This is a genomic window from Amycolatopsis sp. NPDC004169 (assembly GCF_040610315.1).
Taxonomy (GTDB): Bacteria; Actinomycetota; Actinomycetes; order Mycobacteriales; family Pseudonocardiaceae; genus Amycolatopsis.
The window spans coordinates 350,387-366,173 of sequence record NZ_JBEXMD010000003.1 but is presented as its reverse complement, the minus strand read 5'-3'; the positions used below and the strand labels follow the sequence as shown (position 1 = coordinate 366,173).

Below are 15,787 nucleotides of genomic sequence, written 5' to 3'. Positions count from 1 at the left end.
AGCGCCACCGGTGTCCGTCCGGGACACTAAACCTCAGTCGTCGAACACCTGGAGTGTCACATGCCGGCCATCGTGCTCATCGGTGCCCAATGGGGAGACGAAGGCAAGGGCAAGGCCACCGACCTGATGGGTGACCGCGTCCAGTGGGTCGTCCGCTACCAGGGTGGCAACAACGCCGGTCACACGGTCGTCCTGCCGAACGGCGAGAACTTCGCCCTGCACCTCATCCCTTCGGGCATCCTGACGCCGGGCGTGACGAACGTCATCGGCAACGGCGTCGTGGTCGACCCGGGTGTGCTGCTGGAAGAGCTGTCCGGCCTCGAAGCGCGGGACGTCGACACGTCCAAGCTGCTGATCTCGGCCGACGCGCACCTGATCATGCCGTACCACGTGGCCATCGACAAAGTCACCGAGCGGTACCTCGGCAGCCGCAAGATCGGCACCACCGGCCGCGGCATCGGACCGTGCTACCAGGACAAGATCGCCCGCGTCGGCGTCCGCGTGCAGGACCTGCTCGACGAGAAGATCTTCCGCCAGAAGGTCGAAGCCGCGCTGGAGTTCAAGAACCAGGTGCTGGTGAAGGTCTACAACCGCAAGGCGCTCGAAGCCGACCAGGTCGCCGACGAGGTGCTGGCCGCGGGCGAGAAGTTCGCGCACCGCATCGCCGACACGCGGCTGCAGCTGAACCAGGCCCTCGAGCGCGGCGAAACCGTGCTGCTGGAGGGGTCGCAGGGCACCCTGCTCGACGTCGACCACGGCACCTACCCGTTCGTGACGTCCTCGAACCCGACGTCCGGTGGCGCGAGCGCCGGCTCGGGCATCGGGCCGGGCCGCATCACGACGGTGCTCGGCATCCTCAAGGCCTACACCACGCGCGTCGGCTCCGGCCCGTTCCCGACCGAGCTGCACGACGAGTCCGGCGAGTACCTGCGCAAGCAGGGCGGCGAGTTCGGAGTGACGACCGGCCGCTCGCGGCGCACCGGCTGGTTCGACGCGGTGATCGCGCGGTACGCGGTGCGCGTCAACGGCATCACCGACTACTTCCTCACGAAGCTGGACGTGCTGTCCGGCCTGGAGAAGGTTCCCGTGTGCGTCGGCTACGAAGTCGACGGATTCCGCACGCCGGACATGCCGATGACGCAGACCGACGTGCACCACGCGATCCCGATCTACGAAGAGCACCCGGGCTGGTTCGAGGACATCTCGGCGTGCCGCACGTTCGAGGAGCTCCCGGCGAACGCCCGCGCGTACGTCGAGCGCCTGGAAGAGCTGTCAGGCGCCCGGATCTCGGCGATCGGCGTGGGCCCGGGCCGCGAGCAGACGATCGTCCGCCATCAGTTCGTCTAAGTCAGCTTGGTGCTGACGGGCGTTTCGTTCCGGAACAGGTCGAGCACCGGGCAGTGCTCGTCGACCTCGCGCTTGAGGTCTTCGTAGCGCTCCCGGCTCGCCGGGCCCTCGAGTTCCACGGACACGCGCACGTCCCCGAAGCCGGGGCGGGTGTTGAAGGAAAAGCCGAAGAAGCCGTGCAGATCGAGGTCGCCGTCGACGGTGACCTTGATCGAGTCGATCGGGATCCCGCGCTTCGCCGCCCAGAACTGGTACGTGATCACCTGGCACGACCCGAGGGCGGCCAGCGCGTACTCGACGGGGTTGGCGGCCTGGTCGGTCCCGCCGAGCGCGGCCGGCTCGTCGACGGTGAAGGCGTGGTCGCGCACCTTGACTTCGACTTCGGTCCGGGTGCCCGGCTTGAGGGTGTTGGCCACGCTGAAGGAGACGGCGGCGTTGTGCGGATCGGCGTCGACGGCCTTGCGGGTGCCTTCGATGACTTCGGTCAGCGACATGGGGCTCTCCTGAAGATCGCGATTTTCGTTTCAGGGTGGGGGATTTTCCCGCCGTCCGCTCGGGTTCCCAGGTCCTGGGAGCACCGCTGTCCCGCGATGCGGAAGCGCTTGCCCGGCGGCGCGGCAGGCGATAGCCGGGTCACGCTTCCGCGGCGACGGCGGCAAGTCCGTGGTAGCCGTGGGCTTTCGCCAGCTGCAGGGCGGCTCCGAGGTAGTGGCCCGCCTGCTCGTGCGCACCGGCCGCCCGGTGGGCGCGCCCGATGGTGATGAGCGCTTCGCACTCGTCGAACCGGAGGCCCGTCCGGCGAGCCAGGCGCAGGGCGTGGTGGCCGCTGAGCAGGGCGCGCTCATGGTGCCCGCCGGCGAGCCTGCTCAGCGCGAGTGCGGCGTGCCCGGCGATCTCGACACCGGGGTCGCCGAGGCCGCGCCCGGTCTCGAGGGCTTCCTCCGCGAAGCGGGCGGCCCGCTCCGCGTCGCCGGTGCCGGCGTGGATCCTGCTGAGCACCGCGAACGCGCAGGCCTCGGTCCACCGGTCGTTCGCGCGCCCGGCCAGTTCCGCGGCTTCTTCGGCGACGGGCAACGCCGTTTCGTAGTCGGCGGCGCGGGCCCGCACGCCGGCGAGCAGGACCAGGTCGTCCGCGCACCGCGCGTCGGCGGCGAGCGAGGTGTGGACCGCGGTCGCCTCGGCCAGCCTGCCGCGGTGTTCGTGGAGCACCGCGATGTTCCGGCGGCAGACCGCGTTCCGCGTCGGACCGAACGCGGCCGCCTCGGCGAACAGCAGGCTCGCCCGGTCGAGGTCGCCGGTGAAGAGGTGGAGGGTGGCCAGGTTCTCCAGCACGCTGACCACGCCCTGCCGGAACCCGAATTCGCGGTAACGGGCCAGAGCGGCGCGGAAGTGGGTGACGGCGGGCTCGAAGTCGTAGCGCAGTGCGCAGGTGACGGCGAGGTTGTTGTGCGCGGCCGCCCGCACGTCGGCTTCGCCGGTGGCGTCCGCCGCGGCGAGGCCGATCCGGGCCAGTTCCGGGCCTTCCACGAGCCACGTCGTCATGCAGTGCCCGCGCAGCGTGTCGACGAGCTGCCAGGCCTGGCTGTGGAAGCCGTGCGCGTGGGCGTGCCGGATCGCGGCGACGAGGTTGGGGACTTCGTCGTCGAGCCACGTCCGCGCGGCTTCCTCGCTGTCGAACCCGCACCCCGGCTGCGGTGCGGACTGCCGCAGGACGTCCGGGTACAGCAGTTCGGCGGCCGCGCCGGTGTGGGCGAGGTAGTGGCCGAGCAGGGCGCGCATCGCCGTGTCGCGCTCTTCGCCGGAGCACTCGACGTCCGCGCGTTCGGCGGCGTACCGGCGGAGGAGCTCGTGCAGGCGGTAGCGGCCCGGCGCGTGCTCCTGGACGAGGTGGGCCAGCGCGAGCCGTTCGAGGTGGCGGCCCGCCGTCGCGTCCGGGTCGCCGGTCAGCGCGGTGACCGCGGCCGGGGTCGCGTCCGGACCGGGCACCAGGCCGAGCAGCCGGAACGTCCGGCGCGCGGCGGGGTCGAGCGCGGCGTAGGAGAGGTCGTAGGCGCCCCGGACCGCGCTGGTCTCGCCGTCGGTCGTCAGGCCGTCGAGCACCCCTTGGGCGCGCAAGTCGGCGAGGTGGTCGGCCACCCGGCGGCCGGCCCGGTGCCGGAGCTGGGCGCCGGTGATGCGCAGGGCGATGGGCAGCCGCGCGCACGTCTCGGCCAGTTCGGCGGTGGCCGCCGGTTCGCCGTCCGCGCGGCCGGGGCCGATCGCGGCCGCGAGCACGGCCACCGCGTCGGCCGCGTCGAGGACGTCCAGCGTGACGCGCCAGGCGCCGTCGAGGGCGACCAGGCCGTCGAGCCGGTTGCGGCTGGTCACCAGGACCACGCAGTGCGGTGCCGCGGGCAGCAGCGGCCGGACCTGGGCGGGATCGAGCGCGTCGTCGAGCACGCAGAGCACCACCCGGTCCGCCAGCACGGACCGGTACAGCGCCGCGGCTTCGTCGACGTCGTCGGGGATCTGCCGCGCCGGGACGCCCAGAGCCCGCAGGAACCGCCCGAGCACCGGGCCCGGCGAGGCCGAGCGGCGGAGGTCGGCGTACAGCTGCCCGTCGGGGAAGCGGTCGCGGACGCGGTGCGCCCACTGCGTCGCGAGGTCCGATTTGCCGACCCCGGCGGTACCCGTGACGACACCGAGGCGCGGGCCGTCGCCCCCGGGCAGCAGCCGGTCGAGGGCCAGCAGTTCGGTGCGCCGCCCGCGAAAACCCGCTGCGGCGCGGGGAAGCTGTGCGGGACGCAGCGGCGAAGGGGCGGAGACGGCCTGGTGCCGCAACACGGCCAGCTGGGCCTCGCGCAGGTCAGGACCCGGTTCGGCCCCCAGTTCGCCTGCCAGCCTGCTGGTGATCGTGTCGTAGGCGTCGAGCGCGGCGGCGGGCTGGCCGGCGGCGGCCAGCGCGAGCACCAGCAGGGCCCAGAGCCGTTCGTGCAGCGGGTGGCCGGCCACGAGCACGCGCAGTTCGGCGGCCACGACCGCGCACGCACCCAGGTTGAGCCGCGCGCGGCAGTGGTGTTCGACGGCGGCGAGCCGGGCTTCGAGCAGCCGCTGCGCCTCGGCCTCGACCGCGGTGGTCGGAGCGAGGTTGCCCAGCGGATGTCCCCGCCACAGCGCCAGTGCGCGCCCGAGCGTCTCCGCGGCGGCCTCGTCGTCGCCGGCCAGCAGCGCCCGGTGCCCGGCCGCGGCGAGGCGCTCGAACCGCTCGGCGTCGAGTTCGCCCGGCCGGACTTCGAGCAGGTAGCCACCGGCCCTGGCGTGGATGCGCCGGGCACCGCCGTCCAGCGTGGCGAGCTGCCGGCGCAGCTGGGCGACGTGGGTACGCAAGTTCGCGGCCGCCGACGGCGGAGCCGTTTCCCCCCCAGATCACCTCGACCAGCCGGTGCGGGGCCACCACCACGCCGGGCGCGAGCAGGAGGGCGGCGAGCAGCGCGCGCTGCCGTTGCGAGGCCAGCTGCAGGTACCCGGTGCCCGACCGGACCTCGACCGGGCCGAGGAGCAGGAACTCCACGGCATCCCTCCCGTGAGCGCGGCGTCTCCCTCCGATGTTCGCCGGATGTGCCGATCCTGTACAGCGTCCCTGCGACTGTCGGTAGGGCCGGGAGGCGCGTACGGCGGGGCGAGGGGGTCGCCGTGCGCGCCGCCGGTCCCAGCCACTGGGAAGCCGGAAACCGGTGGCGGCCCTCGCTAGCTTGGGATCATGACCATCGGAGCCGCGCTGCCTGCCGGGGACACGGACTCGGCGCCGAACCTCGTCGACGAGCTCGTCGCCCAGACCCGCCAGGCCGCCGAGGCCGGGCTGAAGTCGGTCTGGTTCTCCCAGCTGCCGCTGGGCCAGGACGCCATCGCGATCGCCGCGCTGGCCGGGCGGGAAGTGCCGGGGATCGAGGTCGGCACCTCCGTCGTGCCCACCTACCCGCGCCACCCGCTGCTGGTCGCGAGCGCCGCGCTGACCGCCCAGGCCGCCACCGGTGGCCGGTTCACGCTCGGGATCGGCCTGGGCTCCCAGGGCTTCCTCGGCCCGGTCTACGGGCTCGACTACCCGCCGCCGATCCGCCACCTGCGCGAGTACCTGGCCGTGCTCCGGCAGGCCTTCGCCGGGGAAGCCGTCGACTTCGACGGGGAGACCGTGCGGGCCCACTCGCCCGGACCGTCCACAGTGGCCGGTGGGAACGACGTCCCGGTCGTCGTCGCCGCGATGGGGCCGCAGGCGCTGGCCGTCACCGGGGAACTGGCCGACGGCACCCTCCCGTACCTCGCCGGCCCGAGAGCGCTTTCCGAGCGGATCGTCCCGGCCCTGCCCGCCGGCAAGCGGATCATCGCCGCGGTTCCCGCCGTCGTCACCGACGATCCCGACGCCGTCCGCGCGCTCGCCGCCGAGCAGATGGCCTTCTACGGGCAGATCCCGTCGTACCGGAAGATCCTGGACGCGGAAGGCGCCGACCACCCCGTGGAGCTTGCCCTGATCGGCGACGAAAAGACCGTGGCGCAGGGGATCCGGCGTTACTACGACGCCGGCGCCACCGACGTCGTGCTGACCCAGACCGGGATCCGCTCCTCCGAAGAGCGGCTCCGGACCTGGGCGGCGCTCAGCTCATCCGGTTCGTGAGCATCGCGGTCACCGACATCTCCTCCAGGTCCAGCTCGCGCAGCACCTTCCGCAGCACCTCGTCGTCGAGCCGGCCCGCGCGGTTCTCCTCGATCATCGCCTTGCGCTGGGTGATCAGCAGTTCCCGGCGGGCCTTCGCGAACTGGGTCTGCGGGCTGCCGGCGCGGTCTTCACCGGACAGCGTGATCGCGGCCTTGGCGAAGCGGTAACGCGTGTCGATCAGCCGCTGGAGCCGCTCCTTGAGCCGGTCCACCTTCTCCTGCGGCAGGTCCAGCGAAGCCAGCCGCTCGTGGCCGATCTCGCGCAGCCGTTCCTGCGCCGCCTTCTTCGCGACTTCGCGCGCGGCGAGCTCTTCCGCTTCGTCCCGCGAGGCTTCCTCGGGGTCTTCCACCTTGAGCGCCCGGATCAGCAGGGGCAGCGTCAGCCCCTGGACGAGGACCGTGCCGATGGCCACGGTGAAGGCGAAGAGCTGGATCTCCTCGCGGCCCGGGGTGCCCGCCGGGACGCCGGCCGCGGCGGCGAGGGTCACCACCCCGCGCATGCCGGTCCACGACACCACCGCCAGCGTCCGCCACGACGGTGCTTCGCGGTCGCGGCCGAACAGCCGGACCGTCTGCGGCAGGTAGGCGGAGACGAACACCGCCGGGATCCGGACCAGCATCGTCACCGCCAGCACAGCCACGGCGACCAGGACCAGCGTGCCGTTGTCGCGGGCCGCGTGCTGCGCCCCTTCGAGCACGAACGGCAGCTGCAGCCCCATCAGCGCGAACACCAGCGCCTCCAGCAGGACGTCGATCGACGCCCACACCGATCTGTCCTGCATGCGGGTCGCCGGGGACGCGTACAGCGCGCGGTGGCCCAGCAGCAGGCCCGCCGCGACGACGGCGAGCACGCCGGAGCCGCTGAAGTCGTCGCTGAAGGGGTGCAGGTGCTCGGCGGTGACGTACGCGGCGAACGGCACGATGATCCCGAACGCCGACTCCACCAGCGGGTCGTCGAGCTGCCGCCGGATCAGCACCACGAGCGCGCCGATGGCCAGGCCGACGCCGATGCCGAGCACGGTCGCGACGCCGAACACCGCGAAGCCGTGGCCTGCCGAGCCCGCGGTGCCCGCCACGGCGGCCAGCGCGACCTTGTACAGCGTCAGCGCCGCGGCGTCGTTGACCAGGCTTTCCCCGGTCAGCACGGTCATCACCCGCCGGGGCAGGCCGAGCTTGCGGCCGATCGCCACCGCCGTCACCGCGTCCGGTGGCGCCACGACCGCGCCGAGGACCAGCGCCGACGCGAACGGCACGTCCGGCAGCAAGAGGTGCACGAGCAGGGCGACGACCACGGCGGTCACCGCGACCAGCACCACGCCGAGCGCGACGATCGGCCGCAGGGCCCGCTTGAAGTGCGTCAGCGAGCTTTCGAGCGACGTCGAGTAGAGCAGCGGCGGCAGCACGACGGTGAGCACCAGCTCGGGCTCCAGCTCGAACCGCGGCACGCCGGGGATCAGCGCGACGCCGAGCGCGACGACCACGACCAGCAACGGCGCGGACAGGTTGTAGCGCCGGGCGACCGCGGTCAGCGCCAGCGAGCCCGCGAGCACGCCCATCAGCGTCAGGATTTCCACGCTGGGGATCTTTCCGCAGGTCGTGCGGCCCTGCTCGGCTTCCGGGGAGTGGAAGTGCGATGGAAACTGTCGGGGGTGCTGTGCATACTCGTTCGCAATCCGCACACGTGTGCGGAGGACGTGCACCGACGCACCTCCGGAGGTTTCCGATGTCCACTGGCACCCGCTCCTGGGTCGTGCCCCTGGCCTGGACGGCCGTCCTGCTCGACGGGTTCGACCTGGTCGTCCTCGGCACCGTGCTGCCGGTGCTGCTCCGCGGCCACGTCTGGGGCCTGACCCCGGCGACGGCGTCGGTCGTGTCGACCGTCGGGCTCGCCGGGATGATGCTGGGCGGGCTGGCGATCGGCACGGTCACCGACGTCATCGGCCGCCGCAAGTCCCTGATCATCTCGGTGACGCTGTTCTCGCTGTGCACGCTGCTGTGCGCGTTCGCGCCGTCGACGTTCGTCTTCGGGCTGCTGCGGTTCGTCGCCGGCCTGGGCCTCGGCGGCTGCCTGCCGACGGCGATCACACTGGTCACCGAGTACGCGCGGCGGGGGAAGTCGGGCAGCGCGACCACCACGGTGATGACCGGCTACCACGTCGGCGCGGTGCTGACCGCGCTGCTGGGCATCGTGCTGATCACCCCGCTGGGCTGGCGCGCGATGTTCGTCGCCGGCGCGCTGCCCGCGCTGGTGCTGGTCCCGCTGATGCTGAAGTACCTGCCGGAATCCGAGACGTTCCAGCGGGTTCGCGAGACGGAGCGGTCGGCGGGGCACGCGGTGGCCGGCCTGTTCCGCGGCGGCCTGCTGCGCGCGACGATCGCCTTCTGGGTCACCTCGTTCATGGGCCTGCTGCTGGTCTACGGCCTGAACACGTGGCTGCCGGAGATCATGCGCCAGGCCGGGTACCCGCTGGGTGCGGCGCTCAGCCTGCTGCTGACGCTGAACGTCGGGGGCATCGTGGGCCTGCTGGTCGCGGGCCGGGTCGCCGACCGCGTCGGCATCCGCCCGTCGGCGATCGTGTGGTTCTGCGCGGGCGCGGTGTTCCTCGCCCTGCTGAGCGTGAAGCTGCCGGCGGTCGGGCTGTACGCGGCGGTGTTCCTGACCGGCTGTTTCGTGTTCAGCGCCCAGGTGCTGGTGTACGCGTACATCGGCCGCATCTACCCGGACGCGATCCGCGCAACCGGCCTCGGCTGGTCGGCGGGCATCGGCCGCATCGGCGCGATCTCCGGCCCGATCCTCGGCGGCGCGCTCCTGACGGCGGGCATCGCGTACCCGTGGGGCTTCTACGCGTTCGCGGCGGTGGGCGCACTGGGAGCGGCGGCCGTGACGGTGGTCCGCCCCGGCCACCGCAGCCCAGCGGAAACGCCTTCGCCGGCCGTCGAATCCCGGCCCGCGACCACTTGAGCGCCGGAGTGGGAGTCTTCCGCGCGGGGAAGGCTCCCACCCCCGGCGTCAGCCGAGTTCCTTCAGTTCCTGCTCCACCGCGGCCAGTTCCTCCGCGGACCCCTGGACCTTCGGCCCGGTGAACCACTTCCGGGCCGAAGCCACCCACCACAGGGCGGCCCCGCCCAGCACCACGAGGAAGGCGATCGGCGTGTAGTTGAACGAATCCACCGTCACCGGCGAGACCTGCGGCAGCATGAACAGGAAGAAGATCAGCACCACCCAGATCGTCGCGACGATGCCGACCGGCTTGCCCCACTTGCCGAGCGACCACGGGCCGGGCTCGAACGAGTCGCCGCGGCGGACCCGCAGGAACACCGGGATCACGTACGCCACGTACAGCCCGACCACGGCGATCGACGTCACCGCGGCGTAGGCCGTGGCGCTCCACAGGTACGGCAGGGCCAGCACCAGCGCGCCGCCCGCGGCGAGCCACACGGCGTTGGTCGGCGTCTGCGTGCGCTTGTTGATCCGGTGCCAGAAGCCCGAGCCCGGGATCGCGCCGTCGCGGGCGAAGGCGTAGATCATCCGGGAGTTCGCCGTCACCGACGCCATGCCGCAGAACAGCTGGGCGCCGATGCAGATCAGCAGGAGGAACTTGCCGGTCACCGCGCCGGTCGCGTCGATGAAGATCTGCGCGGGCGGGACGCCGGTCGCCGAGCCGACCGCGCCGTCGTAGTCCTGGATCGCGAACGTCAGGCCGATCAGCAGGATCCAGCCTGCGACGAGCGAGACGACGATCGACATGACGATGCCGCGCGGTCCGGCCGTCGCCGCGCTCTTCGTCTCCTCGGTCATGTGCGCGGAAGCGTCGTAACCGGTCAAGGTGTACTGCGCGACCAGCAGTCCGAGCGCGAAGACGTAGAACGCCGAGCCCCAGCCGGTCTGGTTGACGAAGCTGCCGAAGACGAACGACGCGTCCTGGTGCTTGGCCGGCACGAAGACCAGCACGCCGACGATCACCAGCACGCCGATCAGGTGCCACCACACGCTGACGTTGTTGAGGATCGCCACGATCCGGACGCCGAAGGTGTTCAGCAGGCCGTGCACCACGAGGATGATCGCGAGCAGCAGGATCGTGTGCCCCGGCGTCGCGGCGTAACCCCACTGCAGGTCGAGGAACGCGTTGAGGAACAGGGCCGCGCCGAAGTCGATGCCCGCGGTGACCGCGATCTGCCCGATCAGGTTGAACCAGCCGGTGAACCACGACCACGCGGGCCCGGACCGCCCGGGCGCGAGCTTGGCGGCCCAGTAGTACAGCCCGCCGGCGGTCGGGTAGCTGGAGCAGACCTCGGCCATGCCGAGCCCGACCAGGATGACGAACACCCCGACCAGCGGCCAGCCCCAGATCATCGCGGCCGGGCCGCCGGTCTTCATGCCGAAGCCGTAGAGCGTGAGGCAGCCGGAGAGGATCGAGATGATCGTGAAGGAGACGGCGAAGTTCGAGAACGCCGACATCGTCCGTTTGAGCTCTTGCGCGTACCCGAGCTGGTGCAGGCGGGCGCTGTCTTCGTCGGCGTGGTCGGGAGTGGTCTGCTGGTCGGAAACATCCATCGGGCACCTCTTGAAAGGTATGCGGCCAGACCATTGAATTCGCCGAAGGTAGCCCCGGTGCCGGAGGGTGTCAAGCCTTCGTCAAGAACTCGTCCAGCCGTCGCAGCAGGGGCCCGCCACCTCGGTGATCGTTCGAGATCAAGGTTGCGGTGACGCCCGATGACGGCTCATGCGTGCTCCGGAACGAGACGCCGTGGTCACCGCCCGCCAGCCGGACCACGCCGGGCCGGGGCAGCCAGAAGCCGAGGCCGTAGCGCTCCCCGCGCTGCAGCCGTTCGACCCACCTCCGGGGCACGATCCGGCCGTCGAACAGGGCGGCCCAGAACTTCCGGAAGTCCGGCGCGGTGCTGTAGATGCCGCCGTCGCCGTGGCCGACCACCGGCAGGCCGAACACGTTGGTGCGGCCGTCTTCGAGGTACCCGGTCGCCGTCCGGGCGGGCAGGGCGTCCGAGCGGAGGAACTCCGTGTCGGTCATCCCGGCCGGCTCGGTGACGCGGGTCCGCACGAGGTCGGCGAAAGGTATGCCCGCGATCCGTTCGGCGATCAAGCCGAGGACGACGAAGGCACCGTTGTTGTAGTGGAAGCGTTCCCCGGGCGGGAACCGCTGCGGGAACCCGCCGAGCGCGGCGAGGTAGTCCGCCGACGTGACCAGCCACGGCGGGTGCGCGGGCGGGTTGTCGTCGTCGCAGTAGTCGCCGATGCCGGAGGTGTGCGTCAGCAGGTGCTCGACCGTCACGCGGTCGTCGATCAGCGGCAGGTCCTGGCCCAGGAAGTCCCGCGCTCTCGTCGACAGCTCGAGGCGTCCCTCGGCGATCAGGCCGATGACGACCAGCGCGGTGAAACCCTTGGTACCGCTGGCGATCGCGAACCGCGTGTCGACCGTGTTCTCGATGCGGTGGGCGCGGTGCGCGTACCCGGCCGCCTCGGCGAGCAGCGTCTCGTCGCCGCGGGTGACCAGCACGACACCGGAAAAGGGCGCTTCCACGGACTCAGCGTCCCCGGAAGCGCCCCCGGCGGCCAGCGATTAACGGCCCAGGAACGCGTGCAGCGACTCCAGTGCGGTGTCCGGCTGGTCGGCGAAGAAGCCGTCGACACCGGCGTTGAGGAACGCGGCCTCCTCGGTGAAGACGTCACCGAAGGCGTCCGGCGCGGCCGACGACCGCAGGTTCGCGGGCAGGAACGGGTTCTCGTTCCGGAAGGTGTACGGCTGCACCTTCAGGCCCGCCTTGTGCGCGTCCGCGACGAGAGCGGTCGGCGTGCCGAGGTTGTCGTTCTTGTCCCGCGGGATGATCTGCGCCTTGTCCGGCCCGAGGTACTTCGCGTACTTCGCGACTTCGCGCAGCCCCTGCGGCGTGACGAGGTCGGCGTAGGTCCGCTTGTCGCCGTTCGCGACGAAGTCCGCCGGGGCACCGGAGGCCGAGGTCAGCTGCAGCAGCGGCGTCCGGAGCTGCTTGTGCAGCGCGATCAGGTTCGACACCTCGAACGACTGGATGATCGCGGGCGCGTCCGGCCGGTCGAGGCCGTTGCGCTTGAGGATCGCCACCAGCTTCGGCTCGGTCGGGTTGCCGATGGACTGGAAGAAGGTCGAGTGCTTGACCTCGGGGTAGGTGCCGAGCGTCCGGTGCAGCTCGCGGCCGAGCCGCCGGGTCAGGTCGAGCACCTCCTGGTAGGAGGCGATCTGGTAGCGGCCGTTGTACAGCGTGTTGTGCGGCCGGTTCTGCGGAATGCGTTCGACCGCACGCAGCGTCTTCAGCTCGGCGAGCGTGAAGTCCTGCGTGAACCAACCGGTGGTGGAGACCCCATCGAGCACGACGGTCTTCTTCCGATTGGCGAACTCGGGGTGCTTCGCAACATCGGTGGTGCCGCCGATCTCGGGTTCGTGCCGCGCGACGAGCTGGCCGTCCTTGGTGGGCACGAGATCGACATCGACCCAGTCGACGCCCATCCGGAAGGCGAGCTCATAGGAGGCAAGCGTGTGCTCCGGCCGATACCCGGGCGCGCCGCGGTGTCCGATGATCACGGGGTCATGGTGGCCCCGCCCCCGCGCGGCGGCATCGGCGGACCCCCCGCTGGTACCGGACACCGCCGCGGCGGTCGCGGAGCCGGCCGCAACACCGGTGACGCTCAGCAACACCAACCCGGCCAGAGCGAGCAGACCGACACGTTTGCGCTTCATCTGGTGACCTCTTTTCACACAGGGTGTGCCCTGACTACTCGCGCCACCCTCGATGCCGCAAGCATCCGAAGTACGTACCTGAACGGTCGGGCCGGTAAACGCCGCATGGACTCCTGTTCGCCGGGTCGCGACCTGCGGCACACCAGGCTCCCGGCGCGGTGGCGCCCCAAGGCCGGTAGAGGCCAGGGCGGCGACCCAACTGGTGGCAGGCCATGGCGGGCAGTGGGCCGAACCTGGTGGTCCAGACAGAAGGCGGGTGGGCCGGGGCTGCCTGCGAACCCGCCGCGCGCGCGACCCGCCCTCCCTGGGGGTTGCCCCCGCTTCCAGCGTATCGGCGAGGGCGGACAAAAACTCCGGCTCGCCAACCCCGAAGGCCGAGCTGTCCACACCCCCGGCGACTTGTGGATCGCCGCCTCCGGAGGCCTCCGGATCGCGGCGACCGGAGCCATCGCCAGGCAGCGATTCGACCGCGCGTCGGGAACCCGCATCGCGCGACCCGGCCCGCGCGCCACCAGCCCACCGCCCCGCCCGAAAACCGGCGAATGACCTCACCGACCACCTGAACCCTCACCGCCCACCCCACCTCACCCCCACCCCCCACCGACGGCGCGATGTCCCCCGCCAACCCGGCCGGATACGCTGTGCGGCGTGCGCGTACTGGTAATCGGCTCCGGCGCCCGGGAGCATGCACTCGTCCTCGCGGCGTCCGGCGACCCCGCCGTCACCGCCCTGGCCTGTGCGCCCGGCAATGCCGGGACGGCCGCCGTTGCCGAACAGCTCGGTGTTGATGCCGCCGATCCCGATGCCGTTGCCGGGCTCGCGAAGAGCTGGCAGGCCGATCTCGTCGTCGTCGGGCCCGAGGTGCCGCTCGTCGCCGGGGTTGCCGATGCCGTTCGCAAGGCCGGCATCGCCTGCTTCGGCCCGTCGGCCGCGGCCGCCCGCATCGAGGGCTCGAAGGCCTTCGCGAAGGACGTCATGGCCGCCGCGAACGTGCCCACCGCGCGCAGCGAGGTCGTCGACAACCCCGCCCGGCTCGATGCCGCGCTCGCCCGGTTCGGCCCCACCTGGGTCGTCAAGGACGACGGGCTGGCCGCCGGCAAGGGCGTCGTCGTCACGCCGGACATCGACGTCGCGCGCAAGCACGCCATCATGCTGCTCGACGGCGGCCACCCGGTCCTCCTGGAGTCCTTTTTGGACGGACCGGAGGCCTCGCTGTTCTGCTTCGTCGACGGCAGCACCGTCGTCCCGCTGCTGCCCGCGCAGGACTTCAAGCGCGTCGGCGACGGCGACGCCGGCCCGAACACCGGCGGCATGGGCGCATACGCCCCGCTGCCGTGGGCCCCGGAAAACCTGGTCGACGAGCTGGTCGAGCGGGTCGTCCAGCCGGTCGCCGACGAGCTGGTCGACCGCGGTGCCCCCTTCTCCGGCCTGCTCTACGCCGGCCTCGCGCTGACCTCGGAAGGCCCGCAGGTCATCGAGTTCAACTGCCGCTTCGGCGACCCGGAGACGCAGGTCGTGCTGGCCCTGCTGCGCACCCCGATCGCCGGGCTGATGCACGCCACCGCCACCGGCAAGCTCGCCGAGCACCCGCCGCTGGAGTGGTCCGGCGGCGCCGCGGTCACCGTCGTGATCGCCGCCGACGGCTACCCGGGCAAGCCGCGCACCGGTGACGTCATCACCGGGGCCGAGCTGGAAGGCGTCCTGCACGCCGGCACCCGCCGGCGCGACGACGGCGCCGTCGTCTCCTCCGGCGGCCGCGTGCTGTCGGTCGTCGGCACCGGCAAGACCCTCAAGTCGGCGCGCAAGCACGCCTACGAGACCGTCGAGAAGGTCCACCTCGCGGGCTCCCACCACCGCACGGACATCGCGCTGAAGGCGGCGAACGGCGAGGTCGGCGCCCCGCCCGCGAAACAGCGCGCCTGATTACACGGATCGGGGGAACCGGCCGGGCCCACTCTTCGTCCAAACTCAGGCTGCCGCCACACCCGCGTTGGTAGCCTCGACGGGGAGCCGGCCGGTCACTGTCCGTATGACGTCAGGGGAGAGCATGTCAGGACCCTCGTACGACCTCAGCTCGGCGGTCCCGGTGGCGCCGGCGGCCGCGGACGTCCTGGTCCACCCGGACAAGCTCCTCGACGTCGCCCGGATCGTCGAAGAGCAGGCGAACGCCCTCGAAGACCAGCTGCTGACCAAGCTCGGCCAGCTGCGGATCGACGCGCCCTCGGCCGACGTCATCAGCACGCAGTCGGTCCAGGCCTGGAACACCCTGATCGCCGACGGCGACCGCTCCTACGCCGGGCAGGTGCGCGAGTACGTCGCCGGCCTCAAACGCCTGGTCTCGCAGCTGCGCGAAGCCGCGAAGGACTACAAGGCGGGCGAAGAGGAGAAGGCGGCGGCGTTCGGTGATCGCGGCAAGCACGGTGCGTAACCGGATCGCCGGAGGCGTACTCGCGACAGCGGCGCTCGCCGGCTGCTCCGCGGGCACCGAAGGCACGCCGTACCCGGTCGAGACGGCCGCCACGGCCGCGTCGCAGAGCGCCAAGGCCGCCCAGCTGCCGCAGCGGCCGGCCGACCTTCCGCTGCAGGGCGTCGCCCTGTGCGAGATCTTCCCCCAGGTGCAGCTCGACGCGCTGAAGATCAACAGCGTGCCGCGCTCCACCGCCGGCCAGGACGGTCCGACCTGCGTGTTCGACGCCGACGGCGCCGAGCCGATGCACTCCTACCACGTGCGGGCGGTCCCGGCGGACCTCGACCAGTGGATCACCGGCACCCGCAAGAAGAACAGCATGACCACCGAGCCGAAGACCATCGGTGGCTACCCGGCGCTGACGAACTACCGCGCGGACGGCGACCCGGCCGACTGCGAGACGCTCGTCGGCGTCGCGAAGGGCCAGACGCTGGCCGTCCAGACCTTCGCCATCACCCGCGGCAAGCTCACCCAGCCGCAGCTGTGCGACATGTCGGCGCACGCCGCCGACCTGGCGTTGCAGACCCTGAAAGCACGCAACTAGGGAGGGCGC

Annotated in this window: 12 protein-coding genes; 6 read left to right on the top strand and 6 right to left on the bottom strand. The window is 71.8% G+C overall.

The window, feature by feature from the left end; translation table 11 throughout:
• Window positions 1-60 precede the first annotated feature (60 nt).
• The gene (locus ABZX11_RS06410) at window positions 61-1,347 is read left to right on the top strand and encodes an adenylosuccinate synthase (protein WP_354910428.1); all 1,287 of its coding nucleotides are present in this window, start codon (window positions 61-63) and stop codon (window positions 1,345-1,347) included.
• Here ABZX11_RS06410 and ABZX11_RS06405 read toward each other — a convergent pair.
• Together ABZX11_RS06405 and ABZX11_RS06400 are read right to left on the bottom strand one after the other, a co-directional pair.
• The gene (locus ABZX11_RS06405; protein WP_176174080.1) at window positions 1,344-1,841 is read right to left on the bottom strand and encodes an OsmC family protein; all 498 of its coding nucleotides are present in this window, start codon (window positions 1,839-1,841) and stop codon (window positions 1,344-1,346) included. The genes ABZX11_RS06410 and ABZX11_RS06405 overlap by 4 nt on opposite strands.
• Window positions 1,842-1,980: 139 nt before the next feature.
• Entirely contained in the window at window positions 1,981-4,713 is a 2,733-nt protein-coding gene (locus ABZX11_RS06400; RefSeq protein ID WP_354910425.1) for a BTAD domain-containing putative transcriptional regulator, read from the bottom strand.
• Between the two features lie 373 nt (window positions 4,714-5,086).
• Between ABZX11_RS06400 and ABZX11_RS06395 the strand changes: the two genes are divergently transcribed.
• Window positions 5,087-5,995, top strand: coding sequence for a TIGR03564 family F420-dependent LLM class oxidoreductase (locus tag ABZX11_RS06395; protein ID WP_354910422.1), 909 nt, complete (start codon window positions 5,087-5,089; stop codon window positions 5,993-5,995).
• Here ABZX11_RS06395 and ABZX11_RS06390 read toward each other — a convergent pair.
• Window positions 5,976-7,610: a Na+/H+ antiporter gene (locus tag ABZX11_RS06390; protein WP_176174083.1), complete on the bottom strand. Its 1,635-nt coding sequence runs from the start codon at window positions 7,608-7,610 to the stop codon at window positions 5,976-5,978. The two genes, ABZX11_RS06395 and ABZX11_RS06390, sit on opposite strands and share 20 nt — an antisense overlap.
• A 149-nt stretch (window positions 7,611-7,759) precedes the next feature.
• On the opposite strand from ABZX11_RS06390, the gene ABZX11_RS06385 reads away from it, so the two are divergent.
• Window positions 7,760-8,998 (top strand): aromatic acid/H+ symport family MFS transporter, encoded by a 1,239-nt coding sequence (locus ABZX11_RS06385; RefSeq protein ID WP_354910419.1) that lies wholly within the window; start codon window positions 7,760-7,762, stop codon window positions 8,996-8,998.
• A gap of 48 nt (window positions 8,999-9,046) precedes the next feature.
• On the opposite strand, the gene ABZX11_RS06380 is transcribed toward ABZX11_RS06385, so the two are convergent.
• From ABZX11_RS06380 to ABZX11_RS06370, 3 genes are all read right to left on the bottom strand, one after another.
• The gene (locus ABZX11_RS06380) at window positions 9,047-10,591 is read right to left on the bottom strand and encodes an amino acid permease (protein ID WP_354910417.1); all 1,545 of its coding nucleotides are present in this window, start codon (window positions 10,589-10,591) and stop codon (window positions 9,047-9,049) included.
• 70 nt (window positions 10,592-10,661) lie between these two features.
• Complete coding sequence (locus ABZX11_RS06375; protein WP_354910414.1) at window positions 10,662-11,576, bottom strand: serine hydrolase domain-containing protein; 915 nt, start codon at window positions 11,574-11,576, stop codon at window positions 10,662-10,664.
• A gap of 39 nt (window positions 11,577-11,615) precedes the next feature.
• Window positions 11,616-12,767: a glycerophosphodiester phosphodiesterase gene (locus tag ABZX11_RS06370; RefSeq protein WP_354910412.1), complete on the bottom strand. Its 1,152-nt coding sequence runs from the start codon at window positions 12,765-12,767 to the stop codon at window positions 11,616-11,618.
• A gap of 648 nt (window positions 12,768-13,415) precedes the next feature.
• Here ABZX11_RS06370 and purD point away from each other — a divergent pair.
• The 3 genes from purD (at window position 13,416) to ABZX11_RS06355 (ending at window position 15,778) form a co-directional block, all read left to right on the top strand.
• On the top strand, window positions 13,416-14,690 hold the full coding sequence (gene purD, locus ABZX11_RS06365) for a phosphoribosylamine--glycine ligase (RefSeq protein ID WP_176174087.1): 1,275 nt from the start codon (window positions 13,416-13,418) through the stop codon (window positions 14,688-14,690).
• A 124-nt stretch (window positions 14,691-14,814) separates the two neighbouring features.
• Window positions 14,815-15,195 carry a hypothetical protein gene (locus ABZX11_RS06360; protein WP_176174088.1) on the top strand — a complete coding sequence of 127 codons (381 nt, stop codon included), beginning with the start codon at window positions 14,815-14,817 and terminating at the stop codon, window positions 15,193-15,195.
• Window positions 15,188-15,778, top strand: a complete 591-nt coding sequence (locus tag ABZX11_RS06355) for a DUF3558 domain-containing protein (RefSeq protein ID WP_354910409.1) — start codon at window positions 15,188-15,190, stop codon at window positions 15,776-15,778. Before ABZX11_RS06360 ends, ABZX11_RS06355 begins: the two co-directional genes overlap by 8 nt.
• The last annotated feature ends 9 nt before the right edge of the window (window positions 15,779-15,787 follow it).